Genomic DNA, 21,384 nt, shown 5'->3' on the forward strand with positions numbered 1-21,384 from the left:
TTCATCGCTCCTCAGTGGACTTCCGGATACTCCGCGTCACGTGTGTCGGTGCCTGTTCCGCCGACGCCGACGGAGGAGATGCGGCAGGCCATCTGGTCCGCGATGGAGCAGGAGCAGCGCCGCCCTCGTGGCCGCCGGCAGCGGGCACCTCAGCACGTGCCGCCGCCGCAGGGGCTGCAGCAGTTCATGCCGGCGCAGCAATTCCCTGCGGCGCAACAACAACAGCCGGCCAAACAGGCGAACGGCGTGGCCGCGTTCATCGGCTGCCTGATCGTGATCGGCTTCTTCGTGCTGGTGCTCGTCAACATCCTCGGCGCGATCTTCAGCAGCTGACGCTGAGAGTCCGGCGTCGTGGGCTGTCAGCTCCGGTTACCCTGATTCCACGGGCTGGGCCGATCAGGGGAGATTGAGATTCAGGACGCGGACACATCAGTGACCGAGGCTGGCCAGGCAGGGTCGGCCCAGTCCAGCGTGTCCACGGTCCACCGGCTGCGCTCGGTGCTGGCGATCAGGCCGTTCCGCCGGCTCTGGCTCGTGACCTATCTGTGCAGTGTCGGTGACTGGCTGTCGCTGCTCGCGTTGACCGGTCTGGTCTCCGAGATGATGAACAGCTACCAGTGGCAGTCGTTCGCGCTGTCGCTGGTCGTGCTCACCCAGTTGCTGCCGGGCATCCTCTTCGCGCCCATCGGCGGCGTGCTCGCGGACAAGTTCGACCGCCGCAAGGTGATGGTGGCCTGCGACGTCCTGCGCGGATCGTTGTTCATCTCGATCGCCCTGATCGGCTCACCGATCTGGCTCTTCGTCGCGAACTTCCTGGTCGGCTGCTGCGCGATGCTGTGGATCCCGGCCAAGGAGTCGGCGGTCCCGAACCTGCTGCGTCGGCCCGACCAGGTCGAGTCGGCGAACCAGCTCGGCCTGGTGATGACCTACGGCATCTCGACGATCAGCGGCTTCGGCCTGTACTCGCTGATCGCCGGCATTCCCTCCTACCTGAACCTGCAGGGCGGGAACCTCGAGTTCAACATCGCGACGATCGCCGTGATCATCAACGGGCTGCTGTACTTCACGTCCGCGATCCTGATCGCGACCAGGCTGCCGGAGCTGTCCGGTCGCGCCACCGCCAAGAAGAAGGAAGTCGAGGCCGACAAGCCCGGCTTCGTGGCGATGTTCCGCGAGGGCATCAAGTTCGCCGCCGCGACGCCGCTGGTCCGCGGCCTGGTGATCGGCATGATCGGGGCGTTCGCCGCGGCCGGTGTCGTGATCGCGACCGCGAAGCTCTACGCGCAGTCGCTGCTGGGCGGTGCCTCGACGTTCGGCCTGCTGTTCGTGGCCGTGTTCGTCGGCCTCGCGCTCGGCATGGCCACCGCACCCAAGCTGGCCCGCCGGCTCGCCTACAACCGCCTCTTCGGCGTGACGATCGTGGGCGCGGGCATCACGCTGGTCCTGGTCGCCCTGGCCCCGCACCTGTGGATCGCGCTGCTGACGGTGGCGCTGGTCGGTGCCTGCGCGGGCGTGGCGTTCCTGACCGGTCTGACGATCGTGGGTTCGCAGGTCGAGGACGAGATGCGCGGCCGCACGGTCGCGCTGATCCAGTCGTTGCTCAAGATCGTGCTGTTCGGCGCCTCCGCCGGTGCCCCACTGCTCGTCGCGCTGCTGCAGAAGCGCGAGGTCAGCGTCTTCGGCCACCCGATGGAGGTCGACGCGACCCGCCCGGTGATGCTCGGCGGTGCGGTGATCGCGATCGTGCTCGGCCTCGTCGCGTACCGGCAGATGGACGACCGGCGCGAGGAACCGGTGCTGTCGTCGCTGTTCGCGGCCATTCGCGGGCGCAGGCAGAACAAGGGCATGCTGATCGCGGTCGAGGGCGACACCCGCGAGGACACGTCGGTGCAGGCCCGGCGCCTGGCTGCCGCGTTGCGCGCAGAGGGGCTCGACGTGCTGCTGGCCGCCGACCCCGAGCACGACGAACGCCGCCTGCGCACGATGCTCTCCTCCGCCGAACTGGCCGGCGTGCGCGCGCAAGCCCTCGTGGCTGCTGCTGTCCGCGCCGATGTCGTCGAACGGCAGGTGCGACCCGCGCTGGACGAGGGTTCCGTCGTGGTGATGGAGCGCTACGTCGACTCGCCGCTGGCGCACTTCACCGCGACCTCGTCGTTGGAGCACCAAGAACTCGAAGGCCTGGTCGACTGGGCCACCGGCAGGCTGCGCCCGGACCTGACGATCCTGCTGGACCGGGCCGTCGCGGACGGCAAGTCGATCGCGCTGGAGCACCACTGGCGGGTGCAGCGGTTGCTGAGCGAGATGGCCGCCGCCGACCCGGACCGCTACGTCGTGGTCGAGGCCGACGGCGACGTGGACGAGGTGGCCGATCGGGTCCGCTCCGCCGTGGTGCCGTTGCTCGCGACCCGCAAGCGCGCGGTCCCCGAAGCCGCGGTCTGACCGCTCGCTGGAAGACTGCAGTCCATGAGCGTGTGGGACGAGGTGGTCGGCCAGCCGGACGCGGTGGCGACCCTGTCTGCGGCTGCCGAGGCCGCTGCCACGATCGTTGCGGGCGGCACTCCCGCTCCCGGCGTGATGACGCACGCCTGGCTCTTCACCGGACCGCCCGGCTCCGGCCGTTCCTCCACTGCGCGTGCCTTCGCCGGCGCCCTGCAGTGCGTGGTGACGGACGACCGGCCCGGCTGCGGGGAGTGCGCCGGCTGCCGGACTTCGTTGCACGGCACCCACGCCGACGTGCGGGTGGTGGCCCCCGAAGGCCTGTCGATCTCGGTCGCCGAGATGCGGTCACTGGTGCAGATCTCGGCCCGCCGTCCCACCTCAGGACGGTGGCAGGTGGTGATCATCGAGGACGCCGACCGGCTGACGGAGGGTGCGGCCAACGCGCTGTTGAAGGCAGTCGAGGAGCCGCCGGAGCGGACCGTGTTCCTGCTCTGCGCGCCTTCTGACCACCCCGACGACGTGTCGGTGACCATCCGGTCGCGTTGCCGGCTGGTGTCGCTGGGTTCGCCTCGCCCGCCGGCCATCGCGTCGGCGCTGGAGACCGTCGACGGCATCCCGCCGGAGATGGCGCAGTGGGCGGCCTCGGTCTGCGGTGGGCACGTCGGCCGGGCGCGGCGGTTGGCCGTCGACGCGGAGGCGCGCGGGCGTCGTGAGGCCGTGCTCCGGATTCCGCTGGGGTTGCGCAAGCCCGCCGATGTCTTCACCTGTGCCGACGAGCTGATCAAGGCCGCCGAGGAGGACGCCACCACCGCCAACGAGGCCCGCAACGAGGCCGAGCGCGAGGCGTTGGAAACCGCGATGGGAGCGGGCGGAACCGGAAAGGGGACCGCTGCCGCCACCCGCGGGGCCAAGGGGGCGTTGAAGGACCTGGAGAAGCGGCAGAAGTCCCGCGCCACGCGGACGCAGCGCGACTCGTTGGACATGGCCCTCGTGGACCTGGCCGGGTTCTACCGGGACGCGTTGGTGACCAAGACCGGGTCCGAGGCCGCGTTGATGCACCCGGACCGAGCTGGGGACTCGCGCACCGCGGCTGCCCAGTGGTCGCAGGAGTCGATCCTGCGGCGGTTGGAGGCGGTGCTGGCGTGCCGCGAGGCGATCGAGGTCAACGTGAAACCGCGGATCGCGATCGAGGCGATGGTCACCACCCTGCACCGGGGCTAGTGGCGCGTCCCGGAGCGTTGGCGAGGTAATCCACGCTCAGCAGGGCGCCTCGCGGCACCGCCCCCGCGCCCCCGTACAACCAGTACGAGGACGCGGGGGCGGCACCACGATGCACCCGTCTGACCGCGAATTCCCCCGGCAACGCTCCGGGCCACACCACTAGACCCAGCCGAGTGCGCCTGACACCTCTTCCGCCGCCTGCACCACCCGCGGCCCGAGCGCGATCAACTCCTGCAGCGAGTGCTCCATCGCGAGCGACGAAGCCGAAAGCCCGCCGATCACCACGCCGGCGTGGTCGCGGATCGCGGCACCCACGCACCGCACCCCGACCTCGTTCTCCTCGTCGTCCAACGCGAAGCCGGACCGCCGCACCCGTGACAGCTGCGCCTTCAGCCGGGACGCCGACGTGATCGTCTGCGGCGTGCGGCCGGGCAGACCGGTGCGCGAGAGGTACGCCTCCAGTTCGGAGGCGGAGAGCGAGGCCAGCACCGCCTTGCCGATCGCGGTCCCGTGCGCAGGCAGGGACATGCCCAGCCGGGACGCCATGCGGTAGGGCTTGTTGGCCTCGATCTTGTCCACGTAGACCAGTTCGTCGCCGAAGAGCACGGCCAGGTGCACCGTGCAGCGGGTGGATTCCTGCAGCGCGCGCAGGAACGGCCGGGCTCGTTCCACCGTGTCCATGGGGCGGAGGACCTTGCCCGCCAGGGCCAGCACCCGCGGGCCCGTCAGGTAACCGTCCGAGCCCGGGGTCGCGAAGCCGCGCTCCACCATCGTCTGGAGCAGGCGGTGGACGGTGGACTTCGGCAGGCCGGTGACCCGTGCGATGTCGGTGATGCGCGTGTGGTCGGCCAGCGCCTCCAGCACGGCGAGCGTCTTCTCGACGGCGGTATCGGTCATCTCGACAGCCAGCCTCCATCGACCACGAGCACGTGTCCGGTCACATAATCGGACGCCGCGGAGGAAAGGAACACCGCTGGGCCGACGAGATCTTCCGGCGTGCCCCAGCGGCCGGCCGGGATGCGGCCCCTGATCGCCGGTTCGCGGTCGGGGTCGGCCCGCAGCGGTGCCGTGTTGTCGGTTTCGATGTAGCCCGGCGCGATGGCGTTGACCTGCACGTTCGACGCCGCCCACTCGTTGGCTAGCAGTTTGGTCAGGCCGGCCAGGGCGTGCTTCGAGGCGGTGTAGGCGGAGACGAGGATGCCGCCCTGAAAGGACAGCAGCGAGGCGATGTTGACGACCTTGCCGCTGCCGTTCGCGATCATCTGCCGGCCGCACAGCTTCGAGATCTCGAACGCCGAGTCGAGGTTCACCGCCATGATCCGCTGCCAGTCGGACAGCGAGACGTCGACGGCGGCGCTGCGGTGGATGGTGCCGGCGTTGTTGACCAGCACGTCGACCCGGTGCTCGGCGAGCACCGGGGCCAGCGCGGGCTCGATCGACGCCGGATCCGACAGGTCGATGGGCACGGTGGCGAGCGCGGGCGCGACGTCGGACAGGTCGCCGCGGCCCACCAGGATCAACTCGGCGCCGGCTTCGTGCAGACCGCGGGCGATGGCTCGGCCGATACCGGTGCGGGCGCCCGTGACCACTGCCGTTTTGCCTTCGAGCGAGAAGTGTTGCACCGACGGACACCTTCCGATCGCGGCGGCGGAGTGACACGATGTGCGCCGACCGACATGGAACTACGTTCCGTGGACTGGAACAAGACCCTCCCGGACACCACGCCGCCGGTGCCGAGAGGCGATGAAAGGCGGCTATTGGTGGACCAGAATTCGACGACGTTCAGTCGCAGAACCCTGCTCGGCGCAGCTGCCGCGGGTTCGGTTGCGGTGGGACTGCCGGGCGAGGCTTCGGCGTCGTCCAACCGGCTCTTCCGCGAGTCACTCGACTACGCGCTCGGCAAGCTGCGCCAGGTCGCGCCGAACGTCACCTCGTTCCCGGAGGAGACGAAGTTCGAGAAGTGGATCTACGTCAACTCCGGTGGCTGGGTCGGTGGTTTCTGGCCGGGCATGCACTGGCTCGCGCACCTGGACAGCGGCGACGAACAGTTCAAGAAGTGGGCGGTGGAGTCGGCGCTGCGGCTGTCCCCGCGGCGCACCGACACGTCGATCCACGACCTCGGCTTCCTCTTCTACCCGTCGTGGGTGACCGCGTACCGGCTCACCGGCGACGTCTCCTGGCGTGATGGCGCCGTGCAGGCCGCGTCGTCGTTGATCCAGCGCTACAACGAGAAGGGCCGCTTCATCAGGGCGTGGGGAGCGCTCGGCACGCCCAACAACGCGGGCCGCGCGATCATGGACACGATGATGAACCTCGACCTGCTGACGTTCGCGTCGGAGCAGACAGGGGACCCCAGGTACGTCGACATCGCGGTCGCGCACTCGTTGACCACGCGCGCCAAGTTCATCCGGCCGGACGGCTCGACGCCGCACGTCTTCGACTTCAACCCGGAGACCGGCGAGGACATCGGCCCGAACACGAACCAGGGCTACAGCCCGACGTCGTGCTGGTCGCGCGGTCAGGCGTGGGGCATCTACGGCTTCACGACCATGTACCGGCGCACGCGCCGACGTGAGTTCCTCGACTCGGCGCGCAAGCTCGCGGACTTCGCGCTGGATGCCCTTACGCCCGACCACATTCCGGTGTGGGACTACCGATCACCGTTGGCGCCCAACGACGTCAAGGACTCGTCGGCGGGCGCCATCATGGCGTGCGGGTTGATCGACCTGGCTCGCGCTTCGGGTCGTGCGTCCTACCACGTGGCTGCGTTGCGGATCCTGGACGCGTTGTGCCGCACGTGTTTGACGACGCGATCCGAACGGCACGAGGCCGTCCTGGCGCGCGGCACCCGCAACCGCCGGATCGAGGTCGGCATCGAGGTCTCCCTGCCCTACGGCGACTACTACCTCATGGAGGCGTTGCTCAGGGTTCTGAAACCTCGGGAGCTGGGACGCGCGATCGGCCTCTGACCGGCAGCGCGGCCACCAGGACCACGCCCGCGAGCAGCAGTCCCGTGCCGGTCCAGAACAGCGGGATCGACTGGTACGCGGCGTTGGTGCGGGCGAGCGGCGGCGCCTTCTGCGCGGGAGGTGCCGCCGGTCCGCCTGGTTCCTGCGTCGCGGTCCCGCAGATCACGCCACCCTGCGGCGCCGCGGCCCGCACGATCTGCTCGCCGAGCGAGATCTGCGCCAGCGCGGTCGGCAGGTTCGGCAGCTTCAGCTTGTCCGTCGGCAGCAGCTGCACGTCGAGCATCCGCGCCGTCGCCCCGAGCTGGAACCCGCTGAACCCGTTGCCGGTGAAGCTCGCCTTCTTCTCGTTGACCCCGGCGATCTGCAGCCTGACGACCACCAGGTCGAGCAGCAGCGGGATGTCCAACGTCGGGTGCGCGGCGTCCAGCGTGCCGAGCTCCTTGCCGTTCTGGCTGACTTTGAGGATCGGCGCGGTGTAGGTGATCTTCGACGTCTTCTCGTCCCCGGTCGCCGTGGCCGTGAGCGTCGGCGGAGTGGCCACGTCGATCTTGATGCCGCCCGCGATCTCCACGCTGACCGCGCGCATGGTCGACGTCGACTGGACCGCCTTGTTCTTGCTGCCGGGCAGGTCGACCAGCTGCACGTTGGAGTTCGCCTCGAACGTGTCCGGAATGCTGAGCAGGCTCTTGGACGGCAGCGGCACCTCGGCCGGCAACGCGCTCAGCAGCTCAAGCCCGGCCAGCGAGGTCCTCGCCGTCGCCAGCGGACTGACGCACGGCCCGAGCTTCTCGTCCCACCGCGCGTGCACGCTGCCGTTGAGCACCCTGAGCTTGCCCAGCGGCGTCTCGGGAATCGGCAGCCCACCGTTCGTCGGCTGCGGGTTGTCCGGAATCGCCGTCTGCACGAGCGTCCCCGGCGTCTGCGGCGACCGCCCGGCCACCGCGAACCCGAACGGGTTGGCCTGCGTGACCACCCGCTCGGTGCTGAGGAACGCCTCGGTGTTGACCTGAGCGCTGGCCAGCCCCAGCCCGAACTCGGTGATCGACTGCTTCGGCAGCTGGTCGCCCAGCCCGGGCAGGATCGTGTTCGTGGGCACCCCCTGCGGCCCGAGCCTCACGACGGTGAGCCCGGTACCGGCATCCCCAACCGCGTGCGCAAGCGGTTGCGGCCCGTTCGGCGCCGACGCGGGCGGCTGGTTCGGGTCGCGCGGGCCGGGCACCGGCGTGGTCGGCGGCTGCGCGAGCGCGGGTGCCGCGACGAGCGCGAGCAGGAACCCGGCCAGCGGCACGGACAACGATCGGCGCATGGACCACTCCTCGGCGGTTAGGAGGTGGTGACATCGGTCACGGTCCGTACAACGAAGCCGACCCCCGTGAGTGACGGGTCTTCGGGTCGGCTATAGTTGTCTCGTCTCGCCGCCTTAGCTCAGTCGGCCAGAGCGGCTCACTCGTAATGAGCAGGTCATCGGTTCGATTCCGATAGGCGGCTCGGTGAGATAAGACCCAGGTCAGGCTTCCTGACCTGGGTCTTTCTGTATCCGCAAGCGTTCGAACCAGATCGCGATCGAGCGCTTGTAGCCCTCTGGCATGTGCAAGCCCGGCACCTCGTCCTCGGCGAACAACCCGGCTTCCTTGTGTTCGTCGGAATGCACCGGCTCGCTGTCGCCGTACGAGTGGCACCCGTAGGTCACGATGAACACGCTCTTATCGGCAGCGCTGATGTAGTACATCCACGCGTCGAGGATCGGCCCTGTGGTCGCCTCCCACTGCGTCTCCTCGGTGATCTCGCGGGCAACGCACTCCTCCGGGGTTTCTCCGGGCTCGATGCGGCCACCTGGCAGCTCCCACTCCTCGCGCTCGTTCTTCAGCAGCAAGACCTTGCCGTCGCGGATCACCACGCCCTTGATCGAGACGGGGTATGTGGTCGCCATCCGTCAGATCCTGCCGAACAACGTCACCCGCAGGTCGTGAGGGCGTGCTCCAGCGCCGAACGTTCGGCCGGCGCCACGCTCAGCCCGTACGCCGCCTTGACCGTCACGTAGATGCGTCCGTACGAGCACGCGTACGAAGCGTTGGGCGGCATCCACTCGTCGGGCGTCTTGTCGCCCTTCGACTGGTTGATCTTGCCGGACACCGCCACGAGGTTGCGCAGGTCGTTGGCTGCCTGAACCCGTTGCTCCGGGGGCCACGCGGCGGCACCGCTGCGCCACATCTCGGCCAGTGGCACCACGTGGTCGATCTGGATCTTCGACACGCCGGTCACGCGCGAGCCGGTGTACGGGTCGTCGAGCGTGCCGGACTGCACGCCGCACCGGCCGGGTTTGCGTTGCACGTCGGCGAGGTCGCGGGCGAGGACCTGGCTGCGTTGGTCGCAGCCGTCGCCGTCGGTGTCGAGCCACGGCTGACCGAACACGCACGCCCCGCCAGAGCAGTCGCGGGAGTAGCCGTCCAGACGGCCCGGTGCGCGCAGTGGCAATGCTGCGAGAGAGGTGCGCGCTGCAGTGGCGTCGAGGGTGCCGGTGGGCACTCGGTCCACTTGTGGTGAAGGTGAGAGGGGTAGAGCGGAACAGCCGGTCAGCAGGATGATCAGCAGTAACCACCGCATGGAAGGGGCATACCCGCTACACAGGACGGGGAAGGCCGCTCAACGGCGTAACTCTGGGGGACAGATGTCTGAAGTCAACGCACTTGCCGACCGACTCTTCGACACCATCCTCGACCGCTATCCGGTCGACGCCACCTTGATGGGGTTCGACCTGGACCACGAGTCGCTCGTGGACCACAGCGAGGAGGCCGACCAGCAGTACGCAGTCAGGTTGTGGGCCATCGGTGACGCCGCCGAACGGCTGGAGCCCGCGAACCTCTCCGAGCGCATCACCCTGGGGATCGTCGACCACGAGGTGCGCACGCAGCTGGACGAAATCAACGGTCGCCAGATCGAGTTCGGCATCAGCGCCAACATCCGCACGACGGTTCCCGGCACGCTGGCGTTTCTGCCGCGGCTGCCCGTCGACACGGACGAGCGCAAAGCCGGTTATCTGGAACGGCTGCGCAGGATCGACGGGTTCTTCGCGACCATGATCGAGCGCCACCGCACCGGGTTCGCGAACGGCCGCACACCGGTGAAACACCTGGTGGAGCAGGCCATCGAGCTGTTGAACGGCCACTTGGAGAACCTCGGCGCGTTCGACGTCGTGGCCGGCGCGAGCGAGGTGATCGAGGAGAAGCTCAAGCCCGCCATCGAGAACTACCGCGACTTCCTCCAAGAAGAAGCCCTGCCGAGAGGACGCGACAGCGAGCATCCCGGCCTCTGCTGGCTGCCCGAAGGAGACACGTTGTACCGCAAAGCAATTCGCGCGTACACGACCGAAGATCTCGACCCGGAAGAGCTGCACGCCATCGGCCTGAAGCTCATCGGGGACCTCAAGCGCGAGTTCGCCCAGTACGGCGACGACGTGTTCGACCGCATCCGCACCGAACCTGAGTTCCGGCACCGCACCGCCGAGGAGATGATGGAGGCCGCCCGCACGGCCGTTGCGAAGGCCGAAGCCGCTGCGTCCCAATGGTTCCGCACGGTGCCGAGCCAGAAGTGCGCCATCGAGGAGACGCCGCCTGCCGTGCCCGCGCACGTGCCGCCGCACTACCTGGCGGCCGCCGAGGACGGCAGTCGGCCCGGCACCTACTACGTCAACACCAAGGAACCGCAGAACCGCCTGAGGATCGAGGACGAGGCGACGGCGTACCACGAGGCCGTGCCCGGTCATCACTTCGAGAACAGCAAGGCGGCGCTGCTCGAGGACCTGCCCGTGATCCGCCGCAAGACCCCGATCAGCGTGTTCGGTGAGGGCTGGGCGTTGTACTGCGAACGTCTCGCGGACGAGATGGGCCTGTACAGCAGCGACGAGTCGAGGCTTGGCATGCTCACGTTGGACGCCATGCGCGCGGGACGCCTCGTCGTCGACACCGGCTTGCACGCCAAGGGGTGGGGCCGACAGCAGGCCGTCGACTTCCTCGTCGGGAACACCCCGATGGCGCTGATGCAGATCGAGTCCGAAGTGGACCGCTACCTCGGCGAGCCGGGGCAGGCGCTGGCGTACATGGTGGGGCGTTTGAAGTTCCAGGAGCTGCGGGAGAAGGCCACCCGGCAGGGCAAGGACGTCCGCGACTTCCACGAGGTCGTGCTCAGCCAGGGCAGGCTCACGCTGGCGCTGCTCGAAGAGGTCGTCGACGAGTGGCTCGCCGATGCGTGACCTCGGCGACCGGCTGTTCGACCTGACGCTGGAGCACCGCACGATGCGGGCGACCCTGATGGGCCTGCGCGACGACGGCGCGTTGCAGGACTACAGCGAAGAGGCGGAGCAAGGCTTTCTGCAGCGCTACCAGGACATCAAGAGCGAAGCGGAACGGCGAACGCCGGAAACGGAGGACGACCGCATCGTCCAGGGCCTCGTCCTGCACCTGGCCCGAGCGGAGTCCGACACCATCGAGTCGAGGGCGGTCGAGTTCGGCGTGAGCGGCTACCTCTCGGCCCCCGTGCCCGAGCTGCTCTACTTCCTGCCCCAGCTGAAGAGCCACCACGCCGTGCCGCGGTTCCTCGCGACAGTGGCCGAACGGCACCGCGCTGGCATCGCGGCAGGCCTGACACCAGTGCGCCACCTCGTCGAGCAGGCGATCGCCCTCGTGGACCGCTACGACGTGCCGGGACTGCAGCACTACCGCGACGTGCTGCGCAACGACGTGCTGCCACACGGCAGGGACACCGAGCACGTCGGCCTGTGCTGGCTGCCCGACGGCGAAGCGTTGTACCGCAAGGCGATCCGCACGCACACGACACTGGAGCTCGATCCGCACGAGCTGCACGCCACCGGCCAGGAACTCCTCGAAAACCTCAAGGGCGAGCTCGGCGGGCACCGAAGCCGCGCGTACACCAGCGCCGAGGAGATGATCCAGGACGCCAAAGCAGCCGTGCGCAGGGCTGAAGCCGTTGCACCGCAATGGTTCCGAACCATCCCGAACGAGCCGTGCGCGATCACCGCGATGCCACCGTCGGTACCGGCGAGCACGCCACCGCACTACGTGGCCGCCGCGCTGGACGGCAGCCGTCCCGGCACGTACTTCGTCAACACCAGAGCCGGGCTGCGCGGCATCGCGGAGGCGACGGCGTTCCACGAGGCCGTGCCCGGCCACCACTTCGAGGCGGAGAAGCTCGCGTTGCGGACGGACCTGCCACTGCTCCGGCGCAAGGCCCGGATCACCGCGTTCAACGAGGGCTGGGCGCTCTACGCGGAACGCCTCGCCGACGAGATGGGCCTCTACCGCACCGAAGAGGCCCGGCTCGGCATGCTCACCAACGACGCCAAACGTGCCGGTCGGCTCGTCGCCGACACCGGCCTGCACGCCAAGGGCTGGAGCCGGCGGCAGGCCGTTGACTACCTGCTCGACAACACACCGATGCCACGAGACCTGGCGGAGGGCGAGGTCGACCGCTACGTCGCTCAACCGGGCCAGGCTCTCGCGTACATGGTGGGGCGCCTGAAGTTCGACGAGCTGCGCAGCAGAGCCGAACGAGCGTTAGGAACGGCGTTCGACGTCCGCGACTTCCACGAGGTCGTGCTCGGCCACGGCCGGCTCACCCTCGGGCTGCTCGACGACGTGGTCACCGCGTGGATCGCCGAGCACTGACCGCATCCGATCCACATCCAGCATGCCCTCCCACCGCGACACGACGAACGTCGCCACGCAGTTGCCCAGCAGGTTCGTGAAGACGCGCATCGAGTCCATGATCCGGTCCGCGCCGAGCAGCAGTGCGACCGCCGCGGCCGGGATCGAGCCGACCGCGGCGACCGTCGCCGACAGCGCCAGGAACGCCGAGCCCGGCACTCCGGCCATGCCCTTGGAGGTCAGCACGAGCACCAGCACGATCGTCAGCTGGTCGCCGAGGTCCAGCGGCACGTTCAACGCCTGGGCGAGGAACACCGTGGCCAGCGACAGGTAGATGGAGGCACCGTCCAGGTTGAACGAGTACCCGGTCGGCAGCACGAGGCCGACCGACGTGGGCGCGCACCCGGCACGCTGCAGCTTCACCATCATCCGCGGCAGCACGGCCTCCGACGACGCGGTGCCGAGTGCCAGCAGGAACTCCTCCTTCGCGTACCTGATGAACTGCAGGATGTTCACCCGCGCGAACGCCCACGCGATCACGCCGAGCACCACGCAGAACAGCAGTGCCGCGCCGTAAGAAGCCAGGATCAGCCACAGGTACGTGCGCAACGAGCCCAGCCCGTACTGCCCGACCAGGAACGCCATCGCGCCGAACGCACCGAGCGGCGCCAGCTTCATCACGTAGCCCAGCACGGTGAAGAACGCCAGGTTGACGCGTTCCAGGAGGTCCACCACGGGCTTCACGCGGTCGCCGAGCTGGGCCAGCGCGCAGCCGAACAGCACCGCGAACAACAGCACCTGAAGCAACGCGTTGCGTGCCAACGCGTCCACCACACTGGAAGGAATGAGATCCAGGAGGAACTGCACGACACCGGGGAGGTGACCGCCCTGCGTCTTCGCCTCGACGGCGGAGGCGTCCAAGGTGGACGGGTCGACGTTCATGCCGTCGCCAGGTCGCACGACGTTGCCGGCCAGCAGGCCCAACGCGAGCGCGGCCGTCGACACCACCTCGAAGTAGATCAGCGCCTTCACGCCGATCCGGCCGACCGCGCGCAGGTCACCGACCTTCGCGATGCCCGTCACCACGACGCAGAAGATCAGCGGCGCGATCACCATCTTGATCAGCTTGATGAAGCCGTCCCCGATCGGCTTCAGGTCGGCACCGAAGGCCCGGAAGAAGTGGCCCACGAGCACGCCGGCGACGACAGCGACGAGAAGCTGTAGAAAGAGGGATCGAGTTTTCACATCCCGGAAGCTAAATCTCATTTATGAGCGATGGAGTGCCCTGAGTGTTACGCCTGCGCTATCCGGCGAGTGACAGACTGCCGCGCATGAAGCCAGTCGCGGTGGCTGCCGCCCTGCTCCTGCTCGTCGCCTCCTGCAGCACGAGCGAACCCGAGGGGCCGCCGGTCGAGTTGCCGCCCGTCGGTGGCAAGTTCGACTACCAGATCGGCGGCGTCTACCAGCCGGACGCGCGGGTCAAGATCGTTGTGCGGGACCGCGGCAAGCTCCCCGTCGGCGACCGCTACAACGTCTGCTACCTCAACGCACTGCAGACGCAGCCGGACCCGATGGACGGCAGCCTGAGCTGGTGGAAGCAGAACCACGGCGACCTGCTGGTCAAGAAGCCGGACGGCGAGCCGGTGATCGACCCGGAGTGGGACGAGGGCATCCTCGACATCTCCACCGCCGACAAGCGGAAGAAGATCCTCGAGATCCAGAAGAAGTGGATCGAGGGCTGCAAGACGTCGCGCTACCAGGCCATCGAGGCCGACAACCTCGACTCGCACATGCGCGCCGGCGGGGCGTTCGACATCAACGCCACCAAGGAGTTCATGAAGGCGTTCGTGAAGCACGCCCACGGGAAGGGCCTCGCGGTCGCACAGAAGAACGGCGGCGAACTGGGCGACTCCGGCAAGAAGTACATCGGCTTCGACTTCGCGATCACCGAGGACTGCCAGGCCAACGACGAGTGCAAGCCGTACGCGGAGGCGTTCGGCGACAACCACTTCCAGATCGAGTACACCGAGGAGGCGTTCCAGAAGTCGTGCGCCGATCGCGGCGGCAAGGGGTCGATCATCCGCCGCGACCGGAACGTGGTGCCGTACGGGCACTCCGACTACGTCTACGAGGTCTGCCCGGCGAGCTGATTCAGGAACGCCTGCCACTTCTCGGCCTGACCGGTCGCGTCACCGAAGAGGTGGTGGCCGACGGCGTTCGTGCCGTGGAAGCGGTAGAGGCCGTCGTCGCCGCGCACACCGAGGAAGTTGTGCAGGTCGTGCTCGACCACGTAGTCGACGACGCCGGTGATGCCGAACGGCTCGAGGGCGACCTCGTCGCCGACCCGCGCACCCGCGGGCACGCCGAGCGCGTCCAGCAGTGCCGGCCAGCTCTTCTCGCCTTCGGGCCACTGCGCGAACACGTACGTGCCGGGACGGCCGGCGAAGTACCGCACGTACTGGGCCATCGTGAACAGGTACATGTCCCAGCCCTTCGACTGCTGGTCGACGAACTCGTCGCCCCAGCCGTCGCCGAGGATGCCGCTGTGCACGAACCGCAGCACCGTCGAGCCCTGCTCACGGCCCTCGATCAGGTACTCCATCGCGTGGAACGTGCCGTCCTCGCCCTTGTCGCTCTCGTACGCGAGGTGCTTGCCGGGCTCCCACGCGGTGATCGTCGAGGCTTCCTGGAAGAAGCCCATGTCGAGCGACATGCGGCCGCCGAGGCGTCCGTCGACCGTGTGCGGGCCCATGAACCACGAGTCGATGCCGGGCCCGGTCGCGATGGCGTCCCAGACCTGCTCCGGGCTTCCCTCGACCTCGACTTCCTTCTTGATCTCGAACTCGTGGGTCACGACTCTTCCTCCTTGGCAACGACGCTGGGGTGAAGGGCGACGACGACTCGGTGCGCACGCCCTCCTTCGGCCTGTTCGTCGTGGTACTTGGCGACGAGCTGCGTCACGCACGACCCGAGCTCCTCGGCGAACGCCGCGCGGTCGGCCGCCGTGGCGAACCGGACCTCGCCGTCCAACGCGAACGTCGCGAGCCGCTTCTTGGCCCTGGTCGCTCCCGTGATCAACGTGCCGACGTCGCGCACCAGCCTGGCCGAGACCGCCAGCAGCCACCGCGCGGACAGCCGATCGGGTGAACGCGCCGGGTCTGGCTGCACGGCCGCGAGCGCCGTCGGCGAGATGACGTACGACGCCGCGGTCGCCTGCAACAGGCGCTCGTTCACGTTGCCCTTGCGCCGTTCCTCGACGAGCTCCACCAGGCCGTGCTGCTCCAGCGTGCGCAGGTGGTAGTTCACCTTCTGCCTCGGCAGACCGACCTTCGCGGCGAGCATCGTCGCCGATCCCGGCTCTGCCAGCTCCGCGAGCAGCCGCGCTCGCACGGGGTCCAGCGACACCTCGGCCGCTGCCGGATCCTCGATCACCGCCACTTCGAACATGGCTCCACCGTCGCACCGAAAACAAAATTAGTCAAGAACTGAGTTGCTGTCGGTGACTTTGCTCCACCTGGGTGGCTTTGGACCCGGTACCGTAAGCGGTGTCTCGATTGGTCGTTGCTTGTTCGCAACCCTTGAGGAGACACATGATCACGATGTTGGTCCTGACCCTGCTGGCCCTGCCGTTCGCGCTGACCGCTGCCAACGTGGGCAGACGCAGGTGGATTCGCAAGAGGGGCGTCGCCAGGGTGTGCGCCGAGCTCGACGCGTTCCACGCCGAGCTGGCACGGCAGGGCCTCAGTCACTTCTCCGGCCGCTGAAACACGTTCTTCGACGGTGAGAGCCGTGTGACCACGTCGCCGTACCGGTCCAGCAGCGCGGCCGTGACCGTGTCGGCCGGCCCGACGACGGCGAACTCGGCCAGCACGTCGTCGTTGATCAGCTCGCTCATCTCCGCCCACTGCTGCCGCCGGGACATCCGGTGCAGCTCCTCGTGCAGCGCGCCCCAGCCGTGCAGGTCCAGCACCGGCTTGTACGCGGGCGTCGACCCGTAGAACGCGATCTGCCGCTTGACGTCGGCGATCTCCTCGTCCGTCGAAGCGGTGAACACCGGCCCGCTGATCTCGAAGCCCACCAACGTCTTGCCTGCCTTCGCCCGGCCGCGTTCGAGCGCGGGCAGCGTCACCTCGCGCAGGTACCGCTCGGTCGTGAAGTTGTGGCACAGGAAGCCGTCCGCGACCTCGCCGGCCACCTCGGTCATCAGCTCGCCGACGCCCGCGAGGTAGATCGGCGCGGTGCCGTGCGGGTTCGGGCCGGGGTCGAAGAACGGGGTCATCAGCGTGTGCTTGTAGAACTCGCCGCGGAACGCCAGCCGTTCGCCGGTCGCCCACGCGTGCCAGATCGCCCGGATCGCCAGCACGAACTCCCGCATGCGGGCCGCGGGCCTGCTCCACGGCATCGAGAACCGCTTGGTGATGTGCGCTTCGATCTGCGAGCCGAGCCCGAGGTTGAACCGGCCGCCGGACAGCAGCTGCAGGTCGTTCGCCGTGGTCGCGATGGTCATCGGGTTGCGCGCGAACGCCACCGCGATCGCCGTGCCGAGTTCGATCCGCTCGGTCGCAGCGGCGGCCCCGCTCAGTGCGAGGAACGGGTCGTGCTTGGTCTCGGCGAGCCAGAACCCGTCGTAGCCCCGGTCCTCCGCCCGCTTCGCGATGTCCCCGACGTTGCCGGGCGTGTAGTCGACGGCACTCCTGTCCAGCTTCATGCCGATGAGGTTAGAAAACTCTCCAGCAGCGCGTTGAACTCCGGAGCGTCCTGCACCAGGTGGCCGCGTCCTGGGCAGACGGCCCGGCGGGCGCCGGTCTCGCGGGCGATCGTGTCGCAGATGATCTCGTTGGCCTCGCTGTGGCCGCCGGAGACGACCAGGACCGGGAACCCCGCCTCGCGCAACGCGGCCAGCGGCGGCTCCGCCTCGTCCGGCGGGCGTCCGCCGAGCAGCTGCCGCATGCCCTCGACCAGCGTCTCGTGCGGCTGGTCCGGTACCTCGATCGGGACGCCCGCGATCGGGAAGAACCGCTGCAACGCCGCAACCGGCTCCAGGTCCGACGAGATCAACGCACGAACGGCGGTCCCGTACTCGTCGACGGCCGGCACGCCGCCGGCCACCCCGGTCGACGGCGGTTCGAGGATCGTCAACGACCGCACGTGCTCCGGTCGCAGGGCCGCGGCGTACATCGAGACGATCGCGCCGTAGGACAGCCCGACGAGATGGCTCGGCTCGTCCAGCAGCTGGTCGGCGACGAGCGCGGCCTCCGGTTCGAAGTCCTGCCGCGCGGGTGGCGACTGCCCGTGGCCGGGCCGGTCCGGTGCGAGCAGGGTCCACCGCGCGGTGAGCGGTCGCTGAGCGCGCCAGGTCTCCCGGCCCCCGAGCACACCGCCGTGCACCAGCACCACGCGCGGACCTCGGCCCCACTGGTGGACGTGCAGTCGCATCGTCCGAGCGTATGGGCTAGCGGTAGGTGTACCGGGACTCGCAGGCGATTCCGTTCCGGTTCTGGTCGAGCTCGACGCGGTAACCCGGCTGACCCCAGTAGATCGGAGCCACGCCGGCGCGCCGGGCGTCCTCGCAGGTCGCGTAGAAGACGGGCTTCGGCTTGGGAGTGGTGGTCGGCTTGGGCGGTGTGGTCGGCTTCGGCGCGGGCGGAGGTGGCGGCGGCGGGGGAGTCGGCGTCTCGGTGGTGTCCTTGCCGGCGCACGGCGCGCCCCACAACCCCATCGGAACCCGCTGCGCGGCCCCTTCGGCTTCGCGCTGCGCCGGCGTCGGGCTGCCCGCGGTGCGACCGGCACCGTTGCCCAGGGCGAGCAACGCGTAGTCGGTGCCGTCCGCGAGGCTCAGCGCGCCCGTGGTCCGGTCGTAGCGCACCTGCTGTTTCAGCAGCATGGCGTTGGCGAAGGCGGTCGCCGCCGCTGCCCAGCACGGACCCGGCTGGGCGAGGCCTGCCACCTCCGCCTTCGAGCCGTCGGACAGCATCACGACACGACCGTCCACGACCGACGCCACCGTGATGCCCAGCTGGGCCGGCGGCACGGTGGCGGTCGTCGACACCACCGGCACGTCCTCGACCGGCTTCTCCACGGCAACGGGAGTCGACTGCTGCACCTGCGCCGAACACCCGGTGGTGAGCGCAACCAGCAGGACTCCGCAGCCCACAGTTCTCCACCCCGACATGAACCCGAATGGTGCTCTGTCTGCGCAGAGTGGCCAAGGTTACGTATTTGACCAGGATCGGTTCACGGGGAGACCGAACTGAAATACGGAGATGCCCAGTTCAGCGCGCGGGCTTCAGCGTCCAGACGACGGTCATCTCGCAAGTGGTCACGCCGGCGGCATCGGTGATCATGATATTCACCGGGAACTCGGGGCGCGTCCCGGCCTCCAGTTCGGCGAGCACCTCGTCGGCGGGCCTGCCCAGCACGGCCTCCGCGCGGACGACGCCCATCGCGATCTTCTTGTAGGCGATCTCCGCGCGGACGGCGAGCGGAGTGGCCTTGCCGAGGTGCGCGGCGAACGCGGCCATCACGACGGCGCCGGACGCGCTCTCGGCGAGGCCGAACATCATCGCGGCGTGCGGCCCGCCGATGTGGTTGTGCAGGTCCGGGTTGTCCGGCAGCACCGCCACGATGCGGCTGGGGGAGACCTCCTCGAACTCGATGCCGGTGGTCTTCACGTACGGCACGGCCTGCTTCATGGCATCGGCGACGAACGACACGTCTTGGCTCATGAGACGGATGCTACCGGCGAGTAACCCACTGGGCTACCCGTCGGTAACCACCACTCGCCGTGCCTCTACCGCTCCGCTCTGGAGTGAGACTCGGAACTCACTTGCAAACCGGCGGACCGAGATGGATGCTTGTAGCGAGCAACTAGTTGGGTGATACAAGCAATGAGGTGTGTGATGGTCGAACCGGGGAGGTGCCACGTCGATCCCGGGCACGAGCGCGCCGATCGCGTGAGCATGGCGATGGTGCGCCTCAACAAGATGCACGCCCAGCTCACCCATCAGATGGCCAAGCAGGGCATCGACAAGTCGGCGTTCATCCTCCTGGCGACCCTGGCCGGCCTCGGCGAGTGCCGGTCCAGCGCGCTCGCGGAGGCGGTGTTCTCCGACCCGTCCACGGTCAGCAGGCAGGTCGCCGCGCTGGTGAAGGACGGGCTCGTGGAGCGACGGGCTGATCCGGCCGACGGGCGGGCCAGCGTGCTCGCCGTGACCGAGTCGGGACGAGGGCTGCTCGCCGAGCGGAGCCGCATGCGCATCGAGGCGTTCGAGCGGCTGTTCGCGGACTGGTCAGAAGAGGACTACCAGGCCTTCACGGAGCTGTTCGAGCGCTTCGTCCAGGACTACGAACGCACGATTCCGGCGCTCATGACCGAACGCGGGCTGGGGATCCGCGCAGGAGGGGAAAAGTAGAGATGTCATCGACAACCGAGGCGACACCCACACCAGGCGTGTCCCTGACGCACCGGCAGATCATGACGGTGCTGTCCGGCCTGCTGCTGGGCATGTTCCTCGCGGCGCTGGACCAGATGATCGTCGCCAGCGCCATGAAGACCATCGCGGACCAGCTGCACGGCCAGACGCTGCAGGCGTGGGCGACCACCGCTTACCTGATCACCGCGACCATCACGACCCCGTTGTACGGCAAGCTTTCCGACATCTACGGGCGCAAGCCGATGTACCTCGCGGCGATCTCGTTGTTCCTCGTGGGCTCGCTGCTCTCCGGCATCGCGACGTCGATGTACGAGCTGGCCGCGTTCCGCGCGGTGCAGGGGCTCGGCGCCGGCGGTCTGATGTCGCTGGCGTTCGCGATCATGGCGGACATCATCTCGCCGCGTGAGCGCAACAAGTACTCGGCGTACTTCATGGCGGTGTTCGGTTCGGCGAGCGTGCTCGGGCCGGTCATCGGCGGTGTGTTCGCGGGCCTCCCCTCGTTCCTCGGGGTCACCGGCTGGCGCTGGGTGTTCCTCGTGAACGTGCCGATCGCGCTGCTCGCGCTGTTCGTCGTCGGCCGCGTCCTGAACATCCCGCACAACCGGGTCGACCACCGCATCGACTACTTCGGCGCGCTGACGCTGACCGTCGGCCTGGTGCCGCTGCTGATCGTGGCCGAGCAGGGCCGCGAGTGGGGCTGGGCGTCCGGCACGTCGATCGCCATGTACGTGACCGGTGTGCTCGGTCTGCTGGCGTTCGTGTGGGTCGAGAGCCGCATGGGCGACGAGGCGCTGCTGCCGATGCGGATGTTCCGCAACCACACGTTCGCGCTGGGCAACTCGATCAACTTCGTGCTCGGCATCGGCATGTTCGGCGGCATGGTCTCCATCCCGCTGTACCTGCAGATCGTGAAGGGCGTCTCGCCGACGGTCTCCGGTCTGATGCTGCTGCCGATGACGTTCGGCATCATGACGGCCACGGCGATCGCGGGCCGGATCACGTCGAACACCGGGCGCTACAAGATCTTCCCGATCATCGGCGCCGGACTGATGTCGATCGCGTTGTTCCTGTTCAGCACCATCGGCACGGACACGCCGAACTGGCTGACCATGATCTACATGTTCGTCATGGGCGCCGGGCTGGGCCAGTGCATGCAGACGCTGCTGCTGGCGATCCAGAACGACGCCGAACCGCGGGACATGGGTGTGGCGACCGCTTCGGCGACGTTCTTCCGCCAGATCGGTGGCACGGTCGGCACCGCGGTGTTCCTGTCGATCCTGTTCAGCACGGTCGGCGACAAGATCGCCGAGGGCCTCAAGGCCGCCGGGCAGACCGACGCGTTCCGGGCCGCGCTGGCCCAGAACCCGGAGTTCGCCAAGACGCTGCAGGCCGGTGGCGGGTCCGGAGTGGACATCAACAACACCGAGTTCCTCAACCACCTCGACCCGGTGCTGGCCAAGCCGTTCCTCGACGGCTTCTCCGGTGCGATCGACACGGTCTTCATGACCGGCGGGATCGTGATGGTGGCGGCGTTCGTCCTCGTGTGGTTCCTGCGCGAGAAGCCGCTCTCCACCAGGTCGGGCCTGGAACGAGTCGCGGACGCCGAGGCGCTCGCGGTCTGAGACGGGCAACAAAAAAGGGGCCGCTGCGTGCGGCCCCTTT

The 21,384-nt window shown here is 68.6% G+C and carries 22 protein-coding genes and 1 tRNA gene; 11 read left to right on the forward strand and 12 right to left on the reverse strand.

Going from position 1 to position 21,384, the window contains the following annotated elements; all coding sequences use genetic code 11:
• Positions 1–78 precede the first annotated feature (78 nt).
• The 3 genes from DI276_RS49780 (at position 79) to DI276_RS07790 (ending at position 3,660) form a co-directional block, all read left to right on the forward strand.
• Complete coding sequence (locus DI276_RS49780) at positions 79–333, forward strand: hypothetical protein (protein WP_157984574.1); 255 nt, start codon at positions 79–81, stop codon at positions 331–333.
• Between the two features lie 99 nt (positions 334–432).
• Complete coding sequence (locus tag DI276_RS07785) at positions 433–2,439, forward strand: bifunctional MFS transporter/dTMP kinase (protein WP_232836513.1); 2,007 nt, start codon at positions 433–435, stop codon at positions 2,437–2,439.
• 24 nt (positions 2,440–2,463) lie between these two features.
• On the forward strand, positions 2,464–3,660 hold the full coding sequence (locus DI276_RS07790) for a DNA polymerase III subunit delta' (protein WP_112262593.1): 1,197 nt from the start codon (positions 2,464–2,466) through the stop codon (positions 3,658–3,660).
• 159 nt (positions 3,661–3,819) lie between these two features.
• Here DI276_RS07790 and DI276_RS07795 read toward each other — a convergent pair whose 3' ends face one another.
• On the reverse strand, positions 3,820–4,557 hold the full coding sequence (locus tag DI276_RS07795) for an IclR family transcriptional regulator (RefSeq protein WP_112262594.1): 738 nt from the start codon (positions 4,555–4,557) through the stop codon (positions 3,820–3,822).
• Positions 4,554–5,282 carry an SDR family oxidoreductase gene (locus DI276_RS07800; protein WP_198680507.1) on the reverse strand — a complete coding sequence of 243 codons (729 nt, stop codon included), beginning with the start codon at positions 5,280–5,282 and terminating at the stop codon, positions 4,554–4,556. The genes DI276_RS07795 and DI276_RS07800 overlap by 4 nt, the downstream gene beginning before the upstream one ends.
• A 138-nt stretch (positions 5,283–5,420) precedes the next feature.
• Here DI276_RS07800 and DI276_RS07805 point away from each other — a divergent pair, with 138 nt between their 5' ends.
• Complete coding sequence (locus tag DI276_RS07805; RefSeq protein WP_232836514.1) at positions 5,421–6,629, forward strand: glycoside hydrolase family 88 protein; 1,209 nt, start codon at positions 5,421–5,423, stop codon at positions 6,627–6,629.
• On the opposite strand, the gene DI276_RS07810 is transcribed toward DI276_RS07805, so the two are convergent.
• Positions 6,583–7,935: a hypothetical protein gene (locus tag DI276_RS07810; RefSeq protein ID WP_112262597.1), complete on the reverse strand. Its 1,353-nt coding sequence runs from the start codon at positions 7,933–7,935 to the stop codon at positions 6,583–6,585. The genes DI276_RS07805 and DI276_RS07810 overlap by 47 nt on opposite strands.
• A 108-nt stretch (positions 7,936–8,043) precedes the next feature.
• On the opposite strand from DI276_RS07810, the gene DI276_RS07815 reads away from it, so the two are divergent.
• Positions 8,044–8,117, forward strand: a tRNA-Thr gene (locus DI276_RS07815).
• Between the two features lie 19 nt (positions 8,118–8,136).
• Here the strand turns inward: DI276_RS07815 and DI276_RS07820 are convergent.
• Together DI276_RS07820 and DI276_RS07825 are read right to left on the reverse strand one after the other, a co-directional pair.
• Positions 8,137–8,559, reverse strand: coding sequence for an NUDIX hydrolase (locus tag DI276_RS07820; protein ID WP_112262598.1), 423 nt, complete (start codon positions 8,557–8,559; stop codon positions 8,137–8,139).
• Between the two features lie 23 nt (positions 8,560–8,582).
• Positions 8,583–9,164, reverse strand: coding sequence for an HNH endonuclease family protein (locus tag DI276_RS07825; protein ID WP_157984575.1), 582 nt, complete (start codon positions 9,162–9,164; stop codon positions 8,583–8,585).
• A 133-nt stretch (positions 9,165–9,297) separates the two neighbouring features.
• Between DI276_RS07825 and DI276_RS07830 the strand changes: the two genes are divergently transcribed.
• Together DI276_RS07830 and DI276_RS07835 are read left to right on the forward strand one after the other, a co-directional pair.
• A complete protein-coding gene (locus DI276_RS07830) occupies positions 9,298–10,878 on the forward strand; it encodes a DUF885 domain-containing protein (RefSeq protein WP_157984576.1) in 1,581 nt (526 codons plus the stop codon).
• A complete protein-coding gene (locus DI276_RS07835) occupies positions 10,871–12,310 on the forward strand; it encodes a DUF885 domain-containing protein (RefSeq protein ID WP_112262600.1) in 1,440 nt (479 codons plus the stop codon). The genes DI276_RS07830 and DI276_RS07835 overlap by 8 nt, the downstream gene beginning before the upstream one ends.
• Here the strand turns inward: DI276_RS07835 and dctA are convergent.
• Positions 12,200–13,534 (reverse strand): C4-dicarboxylate transporter DctA, encoded by a 1,335-nt coding sequence (dctA, locus tag DI276_RS07840; RefSeq protein ID WP_232836515.1) that lies wholly within the window; start codon positions 13,532–13,534, stop codon positions 12,200–12,202. The genes DI276_RS07835 and dctA overlap by 111 nt on opposite strands.
• 86 nt (positions 13,535–13,620) lie before the next feature.
• Here dctA and DI276_RS07845 point away from each other — a divergent pair, with 86 nt between their 5' ends.
• Positions 13,621–14,439, forward strand: a complete 819-nt coding sequence (locus tag DI276_RS07845) for an endo alpha-1,4 polygalactosaminidase (protein WP_112262602.1) — start codon at positions 13,621–13,623, stop codon at positions 14,437–14,439.
• Here DI276_RS07845 and DI276_RS07850 read toward each other — a convergent pair.
• Positions 14,415–15,143: an SRPBCC family protein gene (locus DI276_RS07850; RefSeq protein WP_157984577.1), complete on the reverse strand. Its 729-nt coding sequence runs from the start codon at positions 15,141–15,143 to the stop codon at positions 14,415–14,417. The genes DI276_RS07845 and DI276_RS07850 overlap by 25 nt on opposite strands.
• The gene (locus tag DI276_RS07855; protein WP_198680508.1) at positions 15,140–15,736 is read right to left on the reverse strand and encodes an ArsR/SmtB family transcription factor; all 597 of its coding nucleotides are present in this window, start codon (positions 15,734–15,736) and stop codon (positions 15,140–15,142) included. The genes DI276_RS07850 and DI276_RS07855 overlap by 4 nt, the downstream gene beginning before the upstream one ends.
• A gap of 143 nt (positions 15,737–15,879) precedes the next feature.
• On the opposite strand from DI276_RS07855, the gene DI276_RS49785 reads away from it, so the two are divergent.
• Positions 15,880–16,053 carry a hypothetical protein gene (locus DI276_RS49785; protein WP_157984578.1) on the forward strand — a complete coding sequence of 58 codons (174 nt, stop codon included), beginning with the start codon at positions 15,880–15,882 and terminating at the stop codon, positions 16,051–16,053.
• Here DI276_RS49785 and DI276_RS07860 read toward each other — a convergent pair.
• The 4 genes from DI276_RS07860 to DI276_RS07875 all read right to left on the reverse strand — a co-directional run bounded on the left by DI276_RS07860 (position 16,035) and on the right by DI276_RS07875 (position 19,014).
• Positions 16,035–16,997, reverse strand: a complete 963-nt coding sequence (locus DI276_RS07860) for a TIGR03617 family F420-dependent LLM class oxidoreductase (protein ID WP_112262604.1) — start codon at positions 16,995–16,997, stop codon at positions 16,035–16,037. The two genes, DI276_RS49785 and DI276_RS07860, sit on opposite strands and share 19 nt — an antisense overlap.
• The gene (locus DI276_RS07865) at positions 16,994–17,725 is read right to left on the reverse strand and encodes an alpha/beta fold hydrolase (protein ID WP_112262605.1); all 732 of its coding nucleotides are present in this window, start codon (positions 17,723–17,725) and stop codon (positions 16,994–16,996) included. Before DI276_RS07865 ends, DI276_RS07860 begins: the two co-directional genes overlap by 4 nt.
• A 16-nt stretch (positions 17,726–17,741) precedes the next feature.
• On the reverse strand, positions 17,742–18,461 hold the full coding sequence (locus DI276_RS07870) for an excalibur calcium-binding domain-containing protein (RefSeq protein WP_157984579.1): 720 nt from the start codon (positions 18,459–18,461) through the stop codon (positions 17,742–17,744).
• Positions 18,462–18,561: 100 nt separating this feature from the next.
• Positions 18,562–19,014, reverse strand: coding sequence for a DUF4442 domain-containing protein (locus tag DI276_RS07875; protein ID WP_112262607.1), 453 nt, complete (start codon positions 19,012–19,014; stop codon positions 18,562–18,564).
• Between the two features lie 174 nt (positions 19,015–19,188).
• Here DI276_RS07875 and DI276_RS07880 point away from each other — a divergent pair, with 174 nt between their 5' ends.
• Both DI276_RS07880 and DI276_RS07885 read left to right on the forward strand, forming a co-directional pair.
• The gene (locus DI276_RS07880) at positions 19,189–19,701 is read left to right on the forward strand and encodes a MarR family winged helix-turn-helix transcriptional regulator (protein ID WP_112262608.1); all 513 of its coding nucleotides are present in this window, start codon (positions 19,189–19,191) and stop codon (positions 19,699–19,701) included.
• 2 nt (positions 19,702–19,703) lie between these two features.
• Positions 19,704–21,344 (forward strand): MDR family MFS transporter, encoded by a 1,641-nt coding sequence (locus tag DI276_RS07885; RefSeq protein ID WP_112262609.1) that lies wholly within the window; start codon positions 19,704–19,706, stop codon positions 21,342–21,344.
• Positions 21,345–21,384 lie beyond the last annotated feature (40 nt).

The sequence above is a fragment of the Lentzea terrae genome, assembly GCF_003265345.1.
Classification (GTDB): Bacteria; Actinomycetota; Actinomycetes; order Mycobacteriales; family Pseudonocardiaceae; genus Lentzea; species Lentzea terrae.